This window comes from Streptomyces sp. NPDC007808 (assembly GCF_042868655.1).
In the GTDB taxonomy this organism is placed as follows: domain Bacteria; phylum Actinomycetota; class Actinomycetes; order Streptomycetales; family Streptomycetaceae; genus Streptomyces.
Genome location: NZ_JBIAEQ010000017.1, coordinates 17,558 through 36,990, shown reverse-complemented (window position 1 = coordinate 36,990; position 19,433 = coordinate 17,558). Strand labels below are relative to the sequence as shown.

At 66.0% G+C, this 19,433-nt stretch carries 21 protein-coding genes and 1 pseudogene; 12 read left to right on the top strand and 10 right to left on the bottom strand.

The genetic code is table 11. The features are described from left to right. Positions 1-71 precede the first annotated feature (71 nt). Both ACFYNL_RS39365 and ACFYNL_RS39360 read right to left on the bottom strand, forming a co-directional pair. Entirely contained in the window at positions 72-365 is a 294-nt protein-coding gene (locus ACFYNL_RS39365; RefSeq protein WP_388813004.1) for an arsenate reductase ArsC, read from the bottom strand. Between the two features lie 376 nt (positions 366-741). After that, positions 742-924, bottom strand: a complete 183-nt coding sequence (locus ACFYNL_RS39360) for a hypothetical protein (RefSeq protein ID WP_388813002.1) — start codon at positions 922-924, stop codon at positions 742-744. A gap of 649 nt (positions 925-1,573) precedes the next feature. On the opposite strand from ACFYNL_RS39360, the gene ACFYNL_RS39355 reads away from it, so the two are divergent. Both ACFYNL_RS39355 and ACFYNL_RS39350 read left to right on the top strand, forming a co-directional pair. Then, complete coding sequence (locus tag ACFYNL_RS39355; protein ID WP_388812999.1) at positions 1,574-1,873, top strand: PadR family transcriptional regulator; 300 nt, start codon at positions 1,574-1,576, stop codon at positions 1,871-1,873. A 122-nt stretch (positions 1,874-1,995) separates the two neighbouring features. Continuing rightward, a pseudogene (locus tag ACFYNL_RS39350) lies at positions 1,996-2,175 on the top strand (response regulator); the annotation flags it as partial. A gap of 396 nt (positions 2,176-2,571) precedes the next feature. Here the strand turns inward: ACFYNL_RS39350 and ACFYNL_RS39345 are convergent. From ACFYNL_RS39345 to ACFYNL_RS39335, 3 genes are all read right to left on the bottom strand, one after another. Next, entirely contained in the window at positions 2,572-3,033 is a 462-nt protein-coding gene (locus ACFYNL_RS39345) for a hypothetical protein (protein ID WP_388812997.1), read from the bottom strand. A gap of 732 nt (positions 3,034-3,765) precedes the next feature. After that, positions 3,766-4,014 (bottom strand): hypothetical protein, encoded by a 249-nt coding sequence (locus tag ACFYNL_RS39340; protein ID WP_388812996.1) that lies wholly within the window; start codon positions 4,012-4,014, stop codon positions 3,766-3,768. A 371-nt stretch (positions 4,015-4,385) separates the two neighbouring features. Beyond that, the gene (locus tag ACFYNL_RS39335) at positions 4,386-4,784 is read right to left on the bottom strand and encodes a hypothetical protein (RefSeq protein WP_388812993.1); all 399 of its coding nucleotides are present in this window, start codon (positions 4,782-4,784) and stop codon (positions 4,386-4,388) included. A gap of 384 nt (positions 4,785-5,168) precedes the next feature. Between ACFYNL_RS39335 and ACFYNL_RS39330 the strand changes: the two genes are divergently transcribed. Further along, complete coding sequence (locus ACFYNL_RS39330) at positions 5,169-5,441, top strand: hypothetical protein (protein WP_388812990.1); 273 nt, start codon at positions 5,169-5,171, stop codon at positions 5,439-5,441. 50 nt (positions 5,442-5,491) lie between these two features. Here the strand turns inward: ACFYNL_RS39330 and ACFYNL_RS39325 are convergent, their stop codons facing one another. Together ACFYNL_RS39325 and ACFYNL_RS39320 are read right to left on the bottom strand one after the other, a co-directional pair. Then, on the bottom strand, positions 5,492-5,854 hold the full coding sequence (locus ACFYNL_RS39325) for a hypothetical protein (protein WP_388812988.1): 363 nt from the start codon (positions 5,852-5,854) through the stop codon (positions 5,492-5,494). A 14-nt stretch (positions 5,855-5,868) separates the two neighbouring features. After that, positions 5,869-7,116, bottom strand: a complete 1,248-nt coding sequence (locus tag ACFYNL_RS39320) for a helix-turn-helix transcriptional regulator (RefSeq protein WP_388812985.1) — start codon at positions 7,114-7,116, stop codon at positions 5,869-5,871. A gap of 164 nt (positions 7,117-7,280) precedes the next feature. Here ACFYNL_RS39320 and ACFYNL_RS39315 point away from each other — a divergent pair, with 164 nt between their 5' ends. The 4 genes from ACFYNL_RS39315 to ACFYNL_RS39300 all read left to right on the top strand — a co-directional run bounded on the left by ACFYNL_RS39315 (position 7,281) and on the right by ACFYNL_RS39300 (position 10,233). Continuing rightward, positions 7,281-7,658 (top strand): hypothetical protein, encoded by a 378-nt coding sequence (locus ACFYNL_RS39315; RefSeq protein WP_388812983.1) that lies wholly within the window; start codon positions 7,281-7,283, stop codon positions 7,656-7,658. 335 nt (positions 7,659-7,993) lie between these two features. Continuing rightward, on the top strand, positions 7,994-9,118 hold the full coding sequence (locus tag ACFYNL_RS39310) for a radical SAM protein (protein WP_388812980.1): 1,125 nt from the start codon (positions 7,994-7,996) through the stop codon (positions 9,116-9,118). Continuing rightward, positions 9,115-9,279 (top strand): hypothetical protein, encoded by a 165-nt coding sequence (locus ACFYNL_RS39305; protein ID WP_388812978.1) that lies wholly within the window; start codon positions 9,115-9,117, stop codon positions 9,277-9,279. The genes ACFYNL_RS39310 and ACFYNL_RS39305 overlap by 4 nt, the downstream gene beginning before the upstream one ends. Positions 9,280-9,363: 84 nt before the next feature. Continuing rightward, positions 9,364-10,233, top strand: a complete 870-nt coding sequence (locus tag ACFYNL_RS39300; protein WP_388812975.1) for a GNAT family N-acetyltransferase — start codon at positions 9,364-9,366, stop codon at positions 10,231-10,233. A 53-nt stretch (positions 10,234-10,286) separates the two neighbouring features. Here ACFYNL_RS39300 and ACFYNL_RS39295 read toward each other — a convergent pair whose 3' ends face one another. Both ACFYNL_RS39295 and ACFYNL_RS39290 read right to left on the bottom strand, forming a co-directional pair. Continuing rightward, positions 10,287-10,616 carry a hypothetical protein gene (locus tag ACFYNL_RS39295; protein WP_388812973.1) on the bottom strand — a complete coding sequence of 110 codons (330 nt, stop codon included), beginning with the start codon at positions 10,614-10,616 and terminating at the stop codon, positions 10,287-10,289. Between the two features lie 98 nt (positions 10,617-10,714). Continuing rightward, positions 10,715-11,887, bottom strand: a complete 1,173-nt coding sequence (locus tag ACFYNL_RS39290; protein ID WP_388812971.1) for a hypothetical protein — start codon at positions 11,885-11,887, stop codon at positions 10,715-10,717. 235 nt (positions 11,888-12,122) lie between these two features. Between ACFYNL_RS39290 and ACFYNL_RS39285 the strand changes: the two genes are divergently transcribed. Next, positions 12,123-12,347: a hypothetical protein gene (locus tag ACFYNL_RS39285; protein ID WP_011039317.1), complete on the top strand. Its 225-nt coding sequence runs from the start codon at positions 12,123-12,125 to the stop codon at positions 12,345-12,347. Between the two features lie 449 nt (positions 12,348-12,796). Here ACFYNL_RS39285 and ACFYNL_RS39280 read toward each other — a convergent pair whose 3' ends face one another. Continuing rightward, a complete protein-coding gene (locus ACFYNL_RS39280) occupies positions 12,797-13,072 on the bottom strand; it encodes a hypothetical protein (protein ID WP_388812968.1) in 276 nt (91 codons plus the stop codon). Positions 13,073-13,815: 743 nt separating this feature from the next. Between ACFYNL_RS39280 and ACFYNL_RS39275 the strand changes: the two genes are divergently transcribed. From ACFYNL_RS39275 to ACFYNL_RS39260, 4 genes are all read left to right on the top strand, one after another. Continuing rightward, on the top strand, positions 13,816-14,445 hold the full coding sequence (locus ACFYNL_RS39275; protein ID WP_388812966.1) for a tetratricopeptide repeat protein: 630 nt from the start codon (positions 13,816-13,818) through the stop codon (positions 14,443-14,445). 399 nt (positions 14,446-14,844) lie between these two features. Then, entirely contained in the window at positions 14,845-17,697 is a 2,853-nt protein-coding gene (locus ACFYNL_RS39270; RefSeq protein WP_388813006.1) for a CHAT domain-containing protein, read from the top strand. 9 nt (positions 17,698-17,706) lie between these two features. Beyond that, the gene (locus ACFYNL_RS39265; RefSeq protein WP_388812964.1) at positions 17,707-18,114 is read left to right on the top strand and encodes a hypothetical protein; all 408 of its coding nucleotides are present in this window, start codon (positions 17,707-17,709) and stop codon (positions 18,112-18,114) included. Further along, positions 18,111-19,127, top strand: a complete 1,017-nt coding sequence (locus ACFYNL_RS39260; RefSeq protein ID WP_388812962.1) for a hypothetical protein — start codon at positions 18,111-18,113, stop codon at positions 19,125-19,127. Before ACFYNL_RS39265 ends, ACFYNL_RS39260 begins: the two co-directional genes overlap by 4 nt. Positions 19,128-19,433: the final 306 nt, after the last annotated feature.

Here is a 19,433-nt window from a genome sequence, read left to right as displayed (position 1 = left end):
CGGCGAACTTCAGCGTCGGCGACTCCTGAACCCGCGGCAGTTGGATACGTGAGGCCACCAGTACCAAGCCGTCAGTGCTGCGCAGGGACGCCTAGGTCGTCGAGCAGCGCGCGGACGCGGCGCTCGATCACGTCGCGGATGGGCCGGACGTCGGCGACCGTCTTGCCGGCGGGGTCGTCGGGGGTCCATTCGAGGTAGCGCTTGCCAGGGGAGACGGGGCAGGCGTCGCCGCAGCCCATGCTGACGACGACGCCGGCGGCGCAAACGATCTCGTCGGTCCAGGGCTTGGCGAACTCGCGGGAGATGTCGGTCCGCGCTCGCTCATCGCGGCGATGGCTGCCGGGGTTTCCCTCACCACCGGGCACGTCACCCTCGGCCAGGACATGGCGGCCCTGCGCCTCGGCCCACCACCCCTGGGTGTCCGCAGCACGGCCTGGTCGAGCTGACGGGCGAGTTGCCGGCCGTCGTCGTCAGCCGCCTCCTCGGCGTCTGCCAGACCACCGCGGGGACACCTGGCGGCGCATCGCAGCCGCCGGTGACCACTGCTACGCCGCTGAGGTAGCCCACCGACAGGGGAACTGACGCCCGCAGGAGACCCTCGTTGAACACGGATGGGGGTTGGTGTCCGGATCGGCTCCGCTGCCTGTCGGCATCACGTCTGCCGTGCGGCGTTAACGGTGGACGGTGATGGCGGGAGTCCGCCGCTAGCCGGTGGCCAAACCCCCGCCGTCACGGTTGCAGTCAGTGGCGGCTCTGGAACCACACCGCAATCAGTCCGACCGAACTGGTCCCCGCCGCGTACGAGATACCACGCAATGCGTTGAGCGCCACAATGTGTCGACGGCGATAGACCCACTGCGCAGCATCCTTGACCCACCTGCGATAACCGCTCGGCGCCTGGGATCCAGGCTTGCGGAAGCTCACGTCGAGTCAGCTCCTCTCGTGACCCTGGTGCATGGATGGGTTGGGATCCCAATGCGCCCATGACGGCGCTCGGTTGACAATAGGAAAGGCTTCCGGTCAGTGTCATTACATTTGAGGGAGATCTGAGCATCACAATCGGATAGCAGTCGGCCATCTGCCGCAGCAATTGCGGCCGGGGCGGGTGCCCGGGCGGGCATCATGACTTCCGTACTCGATACATGTGATTCGTTTGAGACCTGCCGCCCCTTTGACTCGCCCAAGCGGCAGTTGCCCCCCTGAAGGCCCTGCTGACTGCCAGGGGGAGGGCTGGCTTGAGATCCGGGAAAACTGCGACGAGTCGATCACGGTCAAGCCGCGCCCCATCCGGGGTTCAGTCCGAGCACCATCCGCGCCGCTCGCGCGGCCGATGAGCCGAAGGGGGCCGAGATGAGACTGCGCCTCATCGAGGACGACAACCATGCCGCTGTCCCTGCCTGCGGTAGCAGCGCGGCACGGTTTCGATGTGGCGTATGCGTGCAGAGGTGCTGGCCGTTCAGCCGACCGCACCTCCATGCGGAGATCGAGCAGGCATCACATCTTCCGTACTCGATATATGTGGTTCACTGGAGGCATGCCACCCTTCCGACTCACCCAGGCAACAGTCGCCGTCATGAACGCCCTTCTCAAAGCCAAGGAGAAGGGAGAGCTCGCCTGGGGACTCGAGATCTGCCGAGTGGCCGAGCTCGGCCCCGGAACCGTCTATCCCATCCTTGACCGGCTCGCCCAACACGGCTGGGTCACCGGTCGGGACGAAACCGCCGAGCACCCCGGTCGACCTGCGCGCCGCTTCTACGAACTTACGGATGCACAGCGCGATCAGGTGGCCAATGCTCTTCAGGTACGGGAAGCCAATCACAAGAGGCGCTTTGGGGATGTCAAGTGCGAAAAGGCCGTTGTTGAAGAAAGCTGAATGAGCGTCCCGGAGGTGCATGCCCACGGGCTGGCTGGTGATCGGCGCGGGCGAGATCACCGCGATGTGGACGTCATCGGACTGAGCATGGCCGGAAGGTGCCATCTGGGCGGCTTCCTCGGCCAGGCGGCTTCGGTGTCGTTCTCCTCGACCTGAGCCTGCCCGACCAGGACGGCAACGAGGTCTGCGGCAAGGCCCGCAAGCGCACCCGCACCCCGGTAATCGTGGTCGCCGCCCGTTCCGACGTCCGCGCCCGCATCCACGGCCTGAACCTCGACGCCGACGACTACGTAGTGAAGCCCGGCCTCGGTGCTGGTGGCTCGCGCATTCGACCGTCGCGAATTGTCGATGCTCCTGAGCGTGGTAGTGACTTTCCGTGATCTCCCGCGGGTTGTCTCCCGGTCCAGCTGCTCATGCACCAGCTCGTGGTAGCACCGTAGTTCAGCGACTCTGTTTTCAAGGCGCTGCGCGAGTGGAGCGCCCCGTGAACTCGCGGCCGCGCATGAGGGTGCGAAGAGATGAGTGACAGGCAATCAAGGAGAGGGCATAACTTGGCCCGCGGGCCATGATCCGCGCCAACTAAGCATGCAAGAAGTTGCGCAGGCGCCGTCGACGAGGAATTTATGCTTCGCGACTCAAGGCGCCGGAGCAGGTCCCGTCCTCCGTGCAGGGAGACGGTGTCCATGCGGCGGAAATGTCTACGCGTCAGCCGCGAGATCATCCCGCATGGCCGCTCGTAGCGCGCCAAGTGCGATGTCATACCGGATGCGACGTTCTGCGTAGTCCGCGTCTTCAAGCAGGAGCCCATCGGCGACGGCGTTCCGTAGGTCGCGGAGTTTGCGGTACACGTCTTCGGCTGGCTCCACGACCGTCTTGGGAGCGGAGATCGTCATCTGGTAACGGAGGCCGGAGCACGCGTCGAAAGCATCCCAAGCTGCCTTCCTACGCTCCACGTTGGACGCCTCCGTGTCCCGGACGAGGCGACTGAACACAAGTCTGGCCTGAGAAAGGTTGGCTAGGTAGGTGCCGTACAGGACTCGACGCGCCTCGGTTTGCTGGTCGGTTCGGTCGCGTTTCCAGCGCCGCCGGTCAAGGTATCCAGCGGAGATCGTGGCAATTGCACCGCCGACTAAGGTGCTGGCGAGGGCCATCCACTCCATCCCCAAACCATATGAGGATCGGTGCCCAGCGGGAAGGTCGCCATGTAGCGCGAAACGACCGCCGACTCACCGCACTTACCGCTTGCTCCCGACCTCCTCGATCCACTGTGCGAACGCGGGGGACGGCCGCCGAGCCGGCTTGAGCGAGTCGCACCGCAGGCCCGGCGCAGAAGTTCTGCAGCGTTCCGGTCCGAGCCGTGACACGCAACACGGCTTCTGTGTGCCCGCACCAAGGCCGGGTGAGGCCAACCACCCTCATTCGCAGGTTCGCCCTCATCTTCCTGCTCGTCCTCGACGCCCCGGCCCGTGCCTCCCGCGACACGGCGTCAGGGCCCGCGACCCCCAATTCGGCCTACCGCGTCGTCCTCCACCGCACCCTCGCCGTCCAACTGACGGTCGGCACCGCCCGGTTCCTGATCACGGGTCCCATCCCACTAATCACCCCGCCCCCCTCCCGCCCACCGGCTGAACCGGACGTCGCTAGTCCGCATCATCGCCGCATTCGCTCTCGCCGCCGTCTACACCGCAGGGCACATACGCCTGCTGGGACGGCTGTGTGACACCTTCGGCAAAATGCGTTGGTGGGCTGCCCGGCAGCTCGGCCGCCCCCGGGCTCGAAGCCGTGCAAAGCGCTGCTGCGCCTGGGGTGTTCTGGTCCTCGGCGTAACCCTCATGCTGTTCGTTGCACCGATCGCCACCTTCCGGGGCCTACGGCAGATCGTGGCAGGGCAGCTATACCTGCGGAACCTGCCACGGAAAGTGACCGATGCAGCCGTCGCCATGGTCGATGCACACCGCACCGAAGACGCCGAGCGGTTCACGCACCTGTCGCTCCGAGTCTTCCCCGGTGGCTCCTGCGACCTGACCAATGTGCGCTTGCTCAGCCTCGACGAGCAGCCCGTCTACCTCGGACTTAGCAGCATCCACAGCACTGGGCTCGGCCGGAACGTCGACCCCGTCGCCCTCGAACGGACCACGCACGACCTGAAGGCGGCATGGCCGCGCTCCGGCCTCCGCACGGGCGGCTTGACATCCCGCTCCGGCGTGCCTGACCCCGCGCGGGAGCGGGCGGGGCACCGATCCTGGACGACTTCGCGATGCGTCAGATGTCCGGGGCCCAGGCGGACGACCTCTACGAGCTGGTCAGCGAGCGGCAGGGAAGGTCTCTGATCATCACCAGCAACCGGGCACCCAGCGACTGAAATCCCCTCTTCCCTAACCCCGTCGTCGCCGAGTCGCTCTTGGACCGGCTGATCAATACCAACCATCAGGTCATCATGAACGCCCCCAGCTACCGCCCGAACAAACGCCCCAAGAACCGCACTGACAAGCCCTCAATCAAATGACGGTGATCAGTCCCACCAGTTGAACATCAGCTCGCCGACTGTGCGGGGACGCCAGTAACGCACCTGTTCCAGCTCTGCTTCGGCGAGCTCGCTGGTGTCAGCCGTCACCAACGGCGTACTCAGTTCGTCAACGTCCAGCAGCTGGTAGCCGGCCCGCTCAAATGCGTCCGCCCAGGCCGGTGGGGAGGCGAAGTTTGTCAGGGGCACACCTGCCTGCGGCGGACTCGCCGCAAAGGCAACAACCGGGAGTACCTCGTGGCACAAGACGCTCGACCGAATGCCCGGGGCGGTAATCAGAGCCGCATGGAAGTTCGGCGTGCCTCCGGCCAGGGCCACTTCGGCGACCGTGCCCCGAATCGATCGGGCCACCGCATGGCAGACGGTTTTGAAGGCCACTACGTCCATCTGAGGCAACGGAGCATCGCCGTGCCCCCAGAACCCGGTGGCTCCTCGCGCGACGCGGATCAACGCACGACCCAACTCTCATTCCGTCCGTCAGGCCCTCTGGGGGTGCCACTCGATCGAGCCGAGTGTTCAGGCACCGATTCTGCCACCCGTCGGAGTCCTCCTCGAGGGGCCATCTCAGTCATGAGGGTGGGGAATTACGTGAACTTACCCCTGGGGGAAATACGCTGTCGTCCACATCCGAACCGCATGACGTCAGCAGTCCGAACCGCATGACGTCAATCGCCAAGGCCATCCTCACCCTGGAGCGGCAACGCTGAAGAAGCTCACTCTTCCAAAGTAGCACCCTTCAGGCGCAGTTACGCAGACCCTTAAACTGCGATCATGTTCAAGATGACGTGGGCGCTGGTCGCCGAGCATGCAGACGAGTGGACCGGCGACGACTTCAACGAAGCGGCTGCGGTCCTGAACGAGGAGGTCGGCGCGGCCGTCTCCGCAAGCGGCATGAACCCCGAGGTGCAGACCCACTTCCGTGAGACGTTCCTCGCCCCGGTCCGCGATGGCATCGCCGACGCCGGTAAGGCCGCAGTCGAGACCGGGCACGGCTGGGACAAGGCCGCGGGCCCTCTCCTCGTCGTCCTCACACCGGCGGCCTGACGACAGACGACGCCCCCACCCGAAGCAGCTCGGCCGGGGGCGTCTCGCGTCTACTTCACACTGCTCTCGACTGCCTCGAAGATGTCCGAGTCCGTCTCCTTTTGCCAGTCAGGCAGGTCGGGCCAGTCGGCCACGTAGCCAGGCTTCGGGTCATCGAAGTGCTTGTACATCTGGGCCGTCCAGCACGTCGCCACGAAGCGCCCCTTCTGCTCACGCGATAGGCGGGAGGCGTGGCCACCGCTCAGTTCGAGGAACTGGCGCACCTGCTCATAGACGGCGCCAGCAGCCTCACGTTCCCACTCGGGCGTCTCCTCCCACGGAGTCACGTAGCTCGGCTTCGGCTCGCCAGGAAAGTGCTTCCGCACCCCAGCGATCCACGCCTCGCGGAAGATCCGTGCGCCCTCGTTGGCCATGCCATCCCCTCTCATCACGCCGTCAGGGTGCCGATCTCGGCCTTCAACTCGGCAATACGCCGGTCGCGCCCGAAGGTGCCCAGTTCGGCATTCAGGGTTTGGAGTCTACGGGCGACGTAGCCCGACCCGGACGCCCGCGCCAGGCGAAGGGCCTCAAGCCCGTACTGCACGACCTGTTCAGAGTCCCTCCGCTTCGCGCCGATGGCCGCGAGGTCGACGAGCACAGCACCACGACGCCGGAAGGAGTGGCCGGAGGCGAGCGGCGGCAGTGCGAGCGCGTCCCTCAGAGCGGCCTCGGCCAGGCCAAGCCGGTTGAGCTGCAAGTACCGGGCCCCGCGCTCCTCGGCCAGGCGGGAGCCGTTGAAGCGCAGCCATCCGCCGTTGGATGCTTCCCCGCCGAGGTGGGACACCTTCTCCGCTTCGTCGAGAGCCTCTTCGCAGGCGCCGAAGTCGCCGAGCCATGCGTACGCCTCGGCCTGGACGGCAGCGGCCCAGTGTCGCGTCGAGAGTGCGCTGTCCCCCCGAAGGGCAACGCGACGGGCTGCCCCGAGGGTTTCCGCGGCTTGCTGGTAGCGCTTCTCGGAGAGGTCGACGTAAGCGCTTCGGATCAAGGCGCAGGCCCACAGGTCATACGCACCGGCTTCCTTGCTAACCCCTGCCGCCAGCGCATAGGACGCGGCGGCGGCGTCGTAGCGGTTGGCGTCGAAGGCCAGTTCCCCCGCAAGCTGGAACAGGTCCCCCGCCGCGAGGCATAGCGTGCTGGCCTGCCCCTCCCCATCTTGAAGTGCGTCGTTCAGGGCTTGGAGCTGAGACTGAACGATGGGGCGCACTGAGTGCTTGGCGCGTGCGAGCTGGTAGACCTGCCACAGGTGGCCGTTCATGCGCTCGAAGTCGCCGACACTACCGCGCAGTGCGCCTTCCGCCAAGGCGTCCGCCTCGTCTATCGGCACGGCGGCGAGCGCGCCCGAGACCGCCATGAGGCGCAGGAACTCGCGTCGAATCATCTCGTCTGTGTCCTCTGAGCCGTCGGGGGCGCTCGGCCCTAACCCCTCCGGCTTAGGCAGGACTTCGGCCGGGGCAAACAGGGCGTCGAGTTCGTCAAGGTCCATCTTTAGCACCTCGGCGACCTTTGGCCGCTGGGGCGGTTGAGGCTGCGATTGACCCCTCTCCCACCGGCCTGCGGTGCGCCGATCGACGCCGACCGCAAAGGCGAACCCCTCTTGGGTGTACCCCAGAGCTTTGCGCCTCTTGGCAAGGCTCATGTGGGCCCCCCTCCCCGGCTCTTGCTGTCCTCAATCATGGCGCATGTCCCATGTCCCAGAGATGTCCCAACACTGACCCATGAACGCCGTGGTCCGCACGCCTTTCGCGCGGAACGCTGGACTCCTATCCGGTGAAACCGCCGTCAGCCAGCGAGGGAAACGCCGTGAAGACCGAGACGAGCAGATTCGATGTGACGGATGCCGTAGACGGCGACGAAGCGATCGACGTCGAGCTGATCGCGGACAGCACCGATTCCATCCTGGCCATGAGGATGGACAGTTCGACCCGGGCAGACATCGACCTCAAGACGACGGCGGTGTTCGGCTACCTGAACCAGCTGTTGCAGGAGGGTCTGGGCGCAGACACGGACGAGTTGGTCCGGCAGATGTTCAATAAGGCGTACAAGCTGCTAGATCTGAAGAAACGCCCCAAGGCAGACACGCCGGTCTTCGCCGCCTTCTTCTACATGCGCGAGGTTGCCGGGCTGGCACGCCGCTTCCTGTGGATCTACAGCCAGAGGAGTGGGACGGGTGCGGCGTGAGCCCCAGGTCGCAGCAGGTGGCTTACGTGATCGCCCTACTCGGAGTCATGGCCGCTGTGGCGGCCGGCATCCTCGCCGATCGCGAGGCAGCCACAGGCGCCCGCTCGGCTGGCGCCAGTGGATCTTCCAGGGGCTCTTGATCCTGGCCTCTGTATCGGTCATGGCCGCCTACTGGCAACTGACCACATGATCTTCCGCCTCCGAGGTGACTCCCCGGTCGAGTTCCCCCTCGGCACACACCCCTCGGAGGCGGAGGCAAGCCCCGACCCCGGCCAGCCACTTCCCAAGTCGCCCGCGCCGGGGTGGGGTCCCAGACCCAACGAATGAGGTGCAGGATGCACGATCTGATCGTCAGTCCGTTCCTCGGCGGCTACCTGTGCGTACGCCCTGGCAGTCAGACGGGTGTGCGCCTGCCGGAAGACCACTACGAGGAGGTGCTGTCCCTCAGCGGCACGGATGCGCCCCTCCCCGCCTGGTTCAACCGCTCAGCGGCCGATACGTTCGGCCTGGACCTGACCGGTAGGCCGATGCAGAGCACTGTGCTCGTGCGTAAGAGATCCGACTACGGGTTTGGTCGGGCGAGTTGGGAAATCAACCTCGGGTGCAACTTCGGCTGCGAGATGTGCTACCTCCGCGACCGACCTTTCGATGGCCTGGTCTACGAAGACAAGCTACGTCTGCTCGACATCATGCGCGACGCAGGTGTGCTGATGCTCCAGATCACGGGCGGCGAGGCCACCATCGACCCGGACTTCCCCGGCGCGTACAGGTACGCGCATGAGCAGGGCATGTTGATCACGGTCAGCACCAACGGCTCACGCGTGTGGAAACCGGAACTCCTCACTCTGTTCGAGGAGTGCCCGCCCTATCGGCTCGTCGTCAGCATGTACGGCGCATCCGAGGAGGTCTTCGACGGGTTGACCCGGGCAAGGGGGGCATGGAAGTCCTTCACGCGCGGAGTGGCAGCTGCCCGAGAGGCGGGGCTGCCCGTACGCATCAACATCGTGGTGACCTCGACGAATGAACACGAGGTCGACGCGATGATGGCCCTGGCTGAGAGCTGGGGGCTCTCGCATCACGTCTTCCCCAACCTCACTCCGACCATCTACGGCACGGGCGAGCCCATCCTCGTCCAGTCCGCCAAGCACCTACGCGACCGTGCCCCCTTCGCAGGATGCAACGCCGGGGTCACCTTCTTCCACGCCGACCCACACGGGCGAGCCAGTATCTGCAAGGTGGGCCGGGACGACCAGATCGACGTCATGCGGGAAGGGATCGAGGGCCTGCGAAGGCTCTCCTCAATCTCCGACCGCCTCATGCTTCGCACCGGAGGGTGCGAGGGCTGCCAGTTGTCCGGCTCGTGCAAGGTGTGCCGACCGCTGGCCAAGCAGTACCAGGAATCCCGCACTCCGCTCATCAACTACTGCCAGCACGGAATGACGGAAGGAGCACTGACGTGAGCGCTGTACCGGTGACCATTCAGCGGGGCAGGCCGCCTGTTGTGCGACCTACGGCTCGTTCGCTCGTTGCCACACAAGAGGTCGCGGTCGTGACCGACCTGGACACCCTCCTGGAGGGCAACGACTGCTCGTGCTCGTCGAGCGACGACAACCCGCACTGACCTGCGCTGATCAGTTCCGGTCAGGCCCCGGCGTACTTTGCGCCGGGGCCTGTTCCGTGTGTGCGTTGCGAGTAGGGTGCCGTCATGCGATTCCGTTGGGCCTGGCTTCGTCCAGTGGTGACGGTGCCCTTCGTGCCGACCATCGGTCCTGTGCATCCCTCAGTGCTCACCGAGGATCTGTTCACGGACACACTGATCGCGGCATCCACCGATCAATGGTTCCTGCGCTACGACAAGGACATCCGCTGGTCCGAGAGCAAGGACGAGAGCGTACTCGTCGAGGACATCGTTCACCGCCCCAGCGAGACGCTGATTCCCACGCTGTCTCAGCGGGGCTCCGGCGTGATCAAGGTCCACACCTACGGGATGAAGGCTGAAAGCGTCCTGGCAGCCGTCGAGTTGGCTCAGAAGCTGTCCGCTGTCCACGGAACCGCGAAGGCACGTATCGTCCGCTTCCTCGGCCCGGAGACGCCGCACGGACGAGGCACACGCATCCAGCTCAAGGACTTCAGGACAGCGCCTTGCCCGGCGCCCGAGGGGCCAGTGCAGCCCTTCGAGGCATGGCCGCAGGGCACGCGGGCGACCTTCGCCGAGTTCGCCCGCGAGATGGCCGATGACGGCTTCGCCTTCCTCTACAGGCAGATGCAGGCGGGAAACGTCGGTCCGGTCCTCACAGCAGTGGCGGGTGACGAGGTGGCTGGCGCCATCGGTCCGATGGAGATCCGTCCCGACGCGATCGGGGCCGCACAGCTCATGCCCCAATACTTCGGAGTCTTGCCGAAGCACCGCGGCCTGGGTTTGGGGCGCTTGCTGTGGCGAGCTGCGATGCATTGGGGTCAGGCCCACGGCGCGGCTTACCAGCTCCTTCAGACGGAGGTCGGCGGCCCCTCGGACCGCCTGTGTCGTTCCGAGGGCCTCACCTCGCTCGGCTTCACCTACTGGCAGGCAGCATGAGGTCCTGGTTCGACTGCTCCGACACTCGGGGCTTCGCTGCGTCCGCCAGGGACTCAAGCGCCTCGCCCGCGTCGGCGGCTACCTCCTTCGCCGCGGCGGCCTCCTCGGGCGTTGAGCTGTCGTTCATGGCCGCAGCTATCACCGCATCGGCAACCTCGCCGATTGCAGCCTGAGAGGTCGAGAATCTCGCCTCCGCCCGTGCCGAACGCTTCAAGGTCGACCATGGCAAGCCGGGTCAGCTCGTAGGCCGCGTCCAAGTCGGTCATGTCGTCCAACGAGGTGCTCCGAAGCCGCTCGACCAGGCTGGTATCCAGGCAGGTCCTCGTGTAGCTGAACGGCTCCGCGCCAATCTGCCGGGCAACAAGGAAGCGATGCTTGGTCACGTCCTGATTATCTCGTCGCACCGCCTGCGAGGACCCGATCCCCGACCAGCTGCCCCTCTTCGGCACCTGAGCGACAATCGCCGCGCACCGGGATGGATTCAGCTGATGGCTTCTGCGGCCGCTGCTGTTTCCGGGCCGACCACCTTGCTGAGAATCAGGTCACGGACGGGTGGCGGCAGCACCCGTGGGATCTGAAGGACGTGCCACTGGCAGCCGGGCACCAGACCGTCCAGCAACACGAACATCTGGCACTGGAACAGCAGCATCAGTGCCGAGAACGCGCCCTTCGACGGCGCCCAGCGGCGATCCCGCAAAGTCTCGGTGACGGAGACCCCGGACGGCAGCAGCCTGCCGTGCAGCCACTCCTCTACGGCCTCGCCGAGCTGCCCGGCGTCCAGCTCGCGCTCCACCCGCTGGCACAGACCCAGAGCCCACTCCCGCACCTGGGCCGCTGTGTGCCAGCCGGCCGCGAGGTCTTCCAGCGACGCCGTGTCCGCCAACGCCCGCAGGAGATCACGGGCGTCGCCGGCGGGGATGAAGGTCAGTGACCCGTCGTCCGCGATGATTCTTGCCGCGGCCTCCGGGACGTCCTCCTGAGTGGTCTCGACGAGCGAGGCAAACGGGTTGGCCGGCAGGCCCGGGCTCATGGCGCGCAGCAGGGCTCCGATGTCCTGCAGGGGGACGGAGCCGCCGAGGGTCGCGGTCACGGCGGTCAGCGTGGCGTCTTGCGGTGTGAGCCGCGGCGGTTCGGCGTTGCCGTCCAACTCCACGAGTTCGGCGGGGAGTTTACCGAGGATGCGGGCGATGCGCTCATCGATGCGGCGTGCCCGGGCCGGGACAAGGGTCACGGTCTGGGCGCTGTCGGGGAGCTGGTGGGAGAAGCGGTCCAGCCGCTCGTCCAGGTCCAGGCCGTCGTCCGCGCCGTCACCCTCATCGGGGAGAGTGCCGGTGTCAACGGCGGCACGGAACGCGGCGCGGACCGTCTTCTCCGGGACCGGGAGTCCTTCGGCGAACAGCAGCAGCGCCAGGTCCGTCGGCCGCTTGCCGCGCCCGGACATGCGGCCGAGAGCCACGACCAGGTCGAAGCTCTCGGGCGGCGGCGTGGACGTGCTGCCGCGCCCCTGGCCGAGGCCTCCGCCTGGGATGTTCCCCGGCAGGAGTCCGGCCCGCCGCCAGCCGGCGAGCTGCTTGGCGGTGATGGTGAGGTCGTGACGCGCCGCGTGATCGATGAGCTGCTGGTCGGCCGCGCTGGGGCCGTCGCTGGAAGACATGGCGCGAAGGTAGCGGCGCCCGCACCGGCCGCGGACCGGTTTTAGAGACCCCCCACCTTCGTCCGGTCGGTCTGCTACCCGTCCTCTGAAATGGCAGTGAAGTGGCAACCGTATGGCGTACCAACGCCGTTCCGGATCAACCACGTTAAAAGTCACCTGACCGACTGCACGAAGTATCGCGCCCACCCGTGGGCGCTGCTGCTGTGCGCCCGATCCGCAAAGGAACTCACCTCGCATGACCACCGACACGGACGACTCCCGTCCTCAGGACCGCGACCACCAGGACCTTCGCCTGGTGGTGCTTCTCCTCGCCCTGGTGGTAGGGCTGCTGATCACCGGTGCGGCCGTTTACCTCACCCGCGAGCATCCGAGTCTCGCGCAGCCCCTGGGCGTCGGCGCCGCCGTCATAAGCGCGCTCGCCGCCATTGCCGGCATCGTCGCCCGCGTCATACGGCGATGATGACGAGGAGGGGACCCGCGTGTCGGGTCCGACACGACTCGTCGCAGCGTTGCTGTGCTCGGGCAGTGCGGTGACCTCGCCGGGCGGGCTCACGCTGCGGCAGGAGTGCGTCGTCGAGCCGGACGAAGCCGTGCAGAGCCGAGGGCACGAGGACACCGGAGGGACCGGCGATCCTCTCGGCGGCTCGCCAGCACATGAGGTGATACGAGCCGGTGTAGAGGTGGCGGGCGGGGGTGGGGCGGTCCACTGCAAGCTTGGCGGCCGATCAGGGCACGATGACGATCACGCGCGCTGCTGTCTCGTTGCTGAAGGTCGACGACACGGCTTCTTGCCGGGGTTGGAGCGTGGGGTGCGCCGCGGGCGTGCTGCGCCCCGGGATGAGGGCCCGCCCGCCCAGGGACCGTGCCGCGTGGTCGGCGGCCCCTGGGCGGGCGGTGAGGTGAAGGGGATCAGGCGGCCAGCGCGACGCGGGCCAGGTAGTCGTCGGCTGCGTCGGCGCCGAGGTGCTGCCGGACGGCGTCGCCGCGGCTCCAGACCAGCGGGCCTTCCTCGCGCTCGAGGCGCTCGGCCTCGGCGTAAACCTCCGCGAGACTGTGGCTCTGCTTGAAGCCGTGGCCGATCTTCGCTTCCAGGTCGCGGTAGCGGGCGGGCAGCGGCAGGCCGAGGACCCAGCACAGACGGGCGGCGCGCACGAGGACGTCGAAAGGGGCCAGGACGCAGAACACGCAGGACAGGCTTTACTGGACTACAGATGCCGCTGGCCCGCTGGAAGACTCTCCATGTCAGTGAGGCATCCCGCGGTTAGCCGACAAGGTCGAGCAGCAGAAGCAAGTGGCGGCTTTAGCGTGCTGCTCTCGATAATGCCGGCCTCATTAGCCAAGGGGGTTATCTAGGTAGTTTTCGAGATCGTCATCGACGCAACTGCCAACCACCCCCCGAAGGAGGCGGGCACTCCTGTAGGTTTCCTGATGACCCTTACCCAAAACCCGCCGACGGCGCTCGTAGGCGTCCTTAGCGTGTGGGTATGCGGCATCGAGGTCATGTACGTCGACCAGGTCGAATTGTCGAATATGAGCAACCAGCGAGCCCTAGTGCGAAGTTCTTCGCTCAGGGAGCCCCACGCCTCACTCGGATGTTGCTTCTGCCGTCGACGTACCCAGCTGTACCGCGAGTGCGGCTAGCTGTTCCAGGATTAGGGCGGGTTCAGCGGATCGTACCCACCAGGCAAATTCGTATTCGCCAGCGAAACGATGGGCATACTCGATTGCGAGTTGAGTCTTACCGACTCCGTGGCGACCGTGTAGGGTCAGCACGGCTGGGGAGCGGCTAGCGAATGATTCTCGTATCTCGATCAGTTTGCTGTCCCGGCCGGTGAAGCTGGCGTTGCGGGCGGGGATATTCCATATTCTAGGAAGAGTGCCAGGAAGCCGCGGACCTGTTCCACCGATTTTTTGCAGCCGCCCTTCATTTGCTTAACGTTTCAATTCATGCCTCCCGTAGACTTGGAGAAGACAAGACCGAGGGCTCCGCATGGAACGGCCTTGCGATAGTTTTGCAGGAAGTCGGTCGACCAGGGGATGCACTGACTGCTTACGCGAACGCCCGCAAATTGCTCCTTCAAACTGGAAATCTGGCGAGTCTGGCCAACCTGTACAACAACGAAGGAGTCGCGCTTAGTCGGGCAGGGAGACTACAAGAAGCCTTCACCGTTCACGAATACGCAGGACTGGTGATCTATGAAGCCGGCAGCCCAGAACAAGCAATTCCGCTTCACGAAGCTGCCCTAGCCATCAATCGGAGCATTCCCTCTCGCAGAGGAGAGGCCGTAAGCTTGGGAAACATCGGCGCCGCACTCGCCGAAGCGGGGCGACTCGAGGATGCTATTTCCGCATACTGTAGATCTGCGGAGATATTCAAAAACGACCTGAATGCTTTTAGTGCTGGCGAGGAGTATGAGGCTCTCGCTCGAACCCTCCAACGGGCAGGGAAAGGAACTACTGAGATACGCTCTGCGTGGGAAGCCGCGACTCGCGCCTACATTGACGCCGGGGCTCTGGGGAACGCGGCTAGGGCTCGACACGAAGCGGAATCTGTTTGAGTTACTACTCCGGACGGAAGACAGAGCAGATGCGCACCCTAGGGCATCGCTCCAACTCGTCAAGTGCGCCGTAAAACATGACAAGGCAACGATCAGGCCTTTTGGGAGTGCTGGCGGCGAGCAACACTCGATTCTGCCGAATGCGTCACTAGTGAATACACACAGTGACTGCGGTCGGGGCCACCATAGGCACTTGCCCGATCTACGCAAGGTCCGCAGCGCGTTGAGGGCGACCCGCAGGCTGCCGCAATCGTCTCGGCCCGGCTGGCCATGTCCGGGCTGCTCTCGGGTCGGCGTCGGCGCGGTGCTCAAGGCACGAGGCGGCCAGCCAGCGTCGCCGCGTCGGGCGCATCAGCATTCCTATCCCCCGAGGTACGACTTTTCGATGACCCCCGGGTGATGCAGACACCCCCTAGTACTTGGCGCTGCTGCCCGGCGCGGTTCGAAGGCTCGCAGGATGGGCAGAGCATCCCATCGGATCGCTGGGCCGATGACTGCAAGGGAGCGACGCTGTCCGAGGAGAGCGCGGAGCACATCCGTCGACGCACACATGATGCGCGCCGTCTGCTGGAGCAGGACGCTTCCACGCGCCATGCCTTGCTCGCCGAGACCTTGGTCGAACACGGCCCGGCTCTGGTGGACACCCTGCATCTGATGGCGGAACTAGCCCGCCGGGGAGAAGTCTCCCTGGCCGCCGAGCCTCTCGACGCACTCATTGATGAAGCCGAGGGCCTGCTGATCCGGTGGTACGCCGGAGAGCAGTTGACGGCGCGGGCCGATGAGGCGGAGCGACGGGCCCGGTCCTTGGACGCCTGGGGCTCCACGAGCCACGATGATCCCCTGGCACTACGGCTCGGCGCGCTCGCTCTCCTGCGTCTCCCGCCGGAGAGCGAGGAACGGGATCTCGAGTCGGCGCGCCGTCGACTCCTCACGAGCTTGGAGCTGGGACGGCGCGCCGACGATCTCAACGAGCAACTGGCCACGATGTACTACCTGCTCAAGTATGAACTGCTGTCGCCGGAGCAGTCCGTCGCGCTGATGGAGGAGGCGTGTGCGTCGCTGACCGGCAACGAACGTCCGTCAGCCTTACGGGATTTCCTGGAATCGGCGCACACGTACTGCCTGGTGCGCGCCGGCGAGGCCCTGAAGGCCCGCGATGTGGACAGCTACACCTCCTGGATGGAGCGAGCCACCGGGCTACTCCGCATTGCGTTCGGCGAGTATGAGCGGACCGAGTTCCATGTACGCATAACCGGAATGATCGCGAGACACCTGGACATTATCGGAGACGCCCACCAGGCGGCTGTGCTTTACGGCCGCCTGATAGGCATGGCGGCCGACGCCCAGTCGCGCACCACGCAGGCAATGGCTCTTAGCGAGGCCACACTGCGCAGTCAGACCGGCGCCTATGAAAGCGTCCGTGAACGGATGGTGCAGTTCCTTCCGTGGATCCGTAACCGCTACCTTGCGGCCGTAACCGAGCACGATGTAGCCCAGGCGGCATTCTCCTTCAACCGAGCGTCAGCCCTTCTGGCTCTGGCACACGTCTACTGCGACGAGCCGGAAGCGGCGCTCCGCGTGCTGGAAGACTCCAAGAGCCTGCGCCGCCGCTACCGTTCGGAACTGTCCCAGCTGCCTTCGCACAAAGAACTCCTGGCCCTCGAACAGGACATCCTGGCAGCCACACGCGCGTATGAGATCTCTCAGGCCGTAGCCGACAGTTCCCCGCCAGCCGTCCCGGGACGGCCGATTTCCCTGCTCGCGCAGCTCCTGGAGCGATACCGGCGGCTGCGCCCCGATCTGCCAGATGAGGCGCTGCTTAGCCCCTCGGCCGAGGAGATCGCGGCCGCGCTTGGGCCCGACGAGGTGGCGGTCATCCTCGGAGTGGGCGACTCGGCGACTCTGGTTTTCTACCTCACCCGCGACACAGGCAGGTCCCGTCCGGCCCTTCACCTGGTCTGCCTACCTGAGTGGCCGTGGGACCGCTGGCAAGAGCTGCTCGAAGTATCCGGCGGCTGGGTCGACGCTCTGTCCGGACGACTGGACTCCCACACCTCACAGGCGGCTTTGCGAACCGTCGTCCCGGCCGTCGAAGCGGCGATCGGACGACTGGTGAAGGACAAAATCATGCGCCGGGACACACGCCGCCTTGTGGTCATACCGCATCGCTGGCTGCATTTCGTGCCGTTCCGCGCGTTGCCCAGCCTCCTCGACACTCCCATGTCCATCTATCCCAGTGCCCGGGAGTTCGTACAGTCCCGGACGCGCCCCATCCCACCGGCCACGATGGCGGACTTGGTCGTCTGCGATCCGACTGGCGACCTCCCTTGCTCAGCCGCCGAGGCCGGTTCGGCAAGGTTCAACGACCCCACTGGCCGTTGGTCCACCGTCCTCATCGGCCGCGATGCCACCAGCTTGCGTGTGGCGGAGCACCTGACCCAGGCCGGTGCCTTCCATTTCAGCGGCCACGGACATGCGGACCCGAGGGACCCGGCCCGATCCGCTCTGTTGATGGCTCCTTCCCCGGACGACGTTCGTGCGGGCGACCCGTTTCCCGATTGGGTGGCCCGCGCTCCCGCGTGGAAGGAGATCCGGGCCGGTGAGTCCGTCGCCGACCTGCCCGGCATCGGCCGTCTCCGCCGACGCACGGCACCTTCCGAGGCAACACCTGACACCGGGGCTGGCGACGTGGAAATGTGGATGGAACGCGGGGCCAGGGGAACCTTGTATGCCCGCTATGCGGGGCGCCGGCTTCGGATCCTCGGCGAGTTGTGGTCCGCGGGAGATGTACTCGGCCAGTCCACCACGGCCCGCTTCGCATTCCTGTCCGCCTGCCGTGCGGGCATGCCCGGTGCCATCGCCGACGCCGACGAGTTCGGCGGTGTGCCCGCGAGTCTGCTGTTCCACGGGGCGGATGCGGTGGTCTGCCCGCTGTGGCCGGTGAGCGATGGCTTCGCTGCCCTGTACACCGAGCTCTTCTACACACGACACGCGCTCTGGCCGGAGGCCGATGTCGCGACCCTCGTCTGTGAGGTGGCCCGAACCCTGCGGGAGATGGATCTCCGCGAGGTCATATCGCACGTGGTGGAGCTTGCCGAACGGGTACGTCTCCAGTCGCCCCTAGCGGCACTGGCCCTCGAGGCGTACGCCAATGACCTGCGCAACGATCGCCAGGAGCATCCCTTCAGCGAGCCTTGGTTCTGGGCAGCTTTCACCGTATTGGGCGGTGACCACACCGCTTCGCCGACCTAGGGGGTCGCCATGCTCACGTTGCTGGAAGCACATACGCACGTACGGCCCGAGTTGGAAGGAACGCCACTGGCCACCTTCGTCGCGGAGAGCGAGGAAGCGGCGGAGGCGGCGGTTCTGCGGATTCTCAAGCACTTCGGCGAGGACACGACGCGCACGACGGTGCGCGTGATGCTGCCCGAGAACAGCGTCCGCTACATGGGACGGCAGGACACCTATGCGCTGCTGCAGTCGAAGGACAGGGCCTACGGGGATTCCTCTTATGCCAGTTGGCTGGGCTCCGCGCAGTACGGAGCGACAGAGGAGTCCCAGTTCCGCTGCCCTGAGCCCGGCTGCCCTCGGAGCCCTCTGTTCCTGCTGACCTTCGTCGAACCCCCGTCCTGCACCGTGCATCACACCCCTCTTGAGCTGGTCCGATGAGCAACGTCATCACGGCGGCAAAAGAGCTCGGCCCACGCTTCCGTTTCGTCGGGCTCTTACCCATCGCGTGCCTCGGCGCGATCACGCTCGCGCTGGTCTGGAGCGGTGCCCCGGGCCACGCCCCTGACCTTTCTCGCCTCGCCCGCCGGGTCGATGATGTCGGAGCCGTCGAAGCCATGATCTGGGCTGCCGGTCTGCTGATTTTCGCCCTTGTCGTCGAACCGCTCCAGGGCTCGGCAGTCCGACTGCTGTCCGGACGTTGGGGAACGTCCATGGTGGCGCTTGCGATCGCCGCTCCCGGCAGGGCGTGGCACCGGTGGCGGCTCGACCGTTTGCAGCAGCGGTCGGCGCGTATCGCCGGCGAGAGCTTGGACTCGGCCGCCATGGAACGACGGCAGGCCGCCGCCGCGCTCCTGCGGTACTACCCACCGGCTGCCCGGGTCCTGCCCACTCTCCTGGGCAACATCCTGCTCGCAGCCGAGATCCGCGGCGGCGTCCGGTATGGCCTCGACACCGCTGTGCTCTGGCCACGGCTCTACCACGTGCTGCCGGACCGGGTCGCTGGCACGGTGAACGACCTCCGCAACCAGTTCGACCTCGCGGCCCGGTTCTGCACTGCCTTCATCACGGCCGCCGCGGTCTGCACCGTGATTCTCGCGCCCTACGGCTGGTGGCTCTCAGTCCCCGTACTCATGCTTTTCCTCGCCGCTTTGTCGTACCGCTCGGCAACGGCGGCGGCCAAGGCTTACACGATCGGCGTAGAAACCGCTTTCGATTTGGGCCGGTTCGCCCTCTTGCGGGCACTGCACCTGCCGCTGCCGACTGATCTGCTGGCGGAAGTGCGGGCAAACCAACAGCTGTCGGTATTCCTGCTCGACGGCAATCAGGCACTCTTCCGTCTTCGTGAGACAGGAAGCGGGATCAACTTCGTCTACGAGCACCCAGTGGAGGAGCCCAGCACCTGCAATCTCCCGAATCCGCCGAACCCACAGGCTCCGTCGCAGGGAGGATAGCCAGGGTCACACTGGTTGCGACACGATCGGCCGTGATTCAGACGCGCCAAGCCCCTTGCCACCGCGGCCCGTACGCCTTCCAGGACGACGGGAACGGCGCAGCGGCTGAGCAGCGCGGCCCTGATGGGCAAGCCCACTATCAGGTGACCGAGTTCGCCATCACCCCTGGCCTGCTACTCGCCCTCGTGGTCTCGGAAATCGTCACCGCCTACCTCGACGCCGAAAGGCGCGGCGAAAGAGGACTGGGCGCAGATGCTGGGCGCGGCCGAGCGCGGTGCAGGGCCGCCGCTGGAGCCGTACCGAACG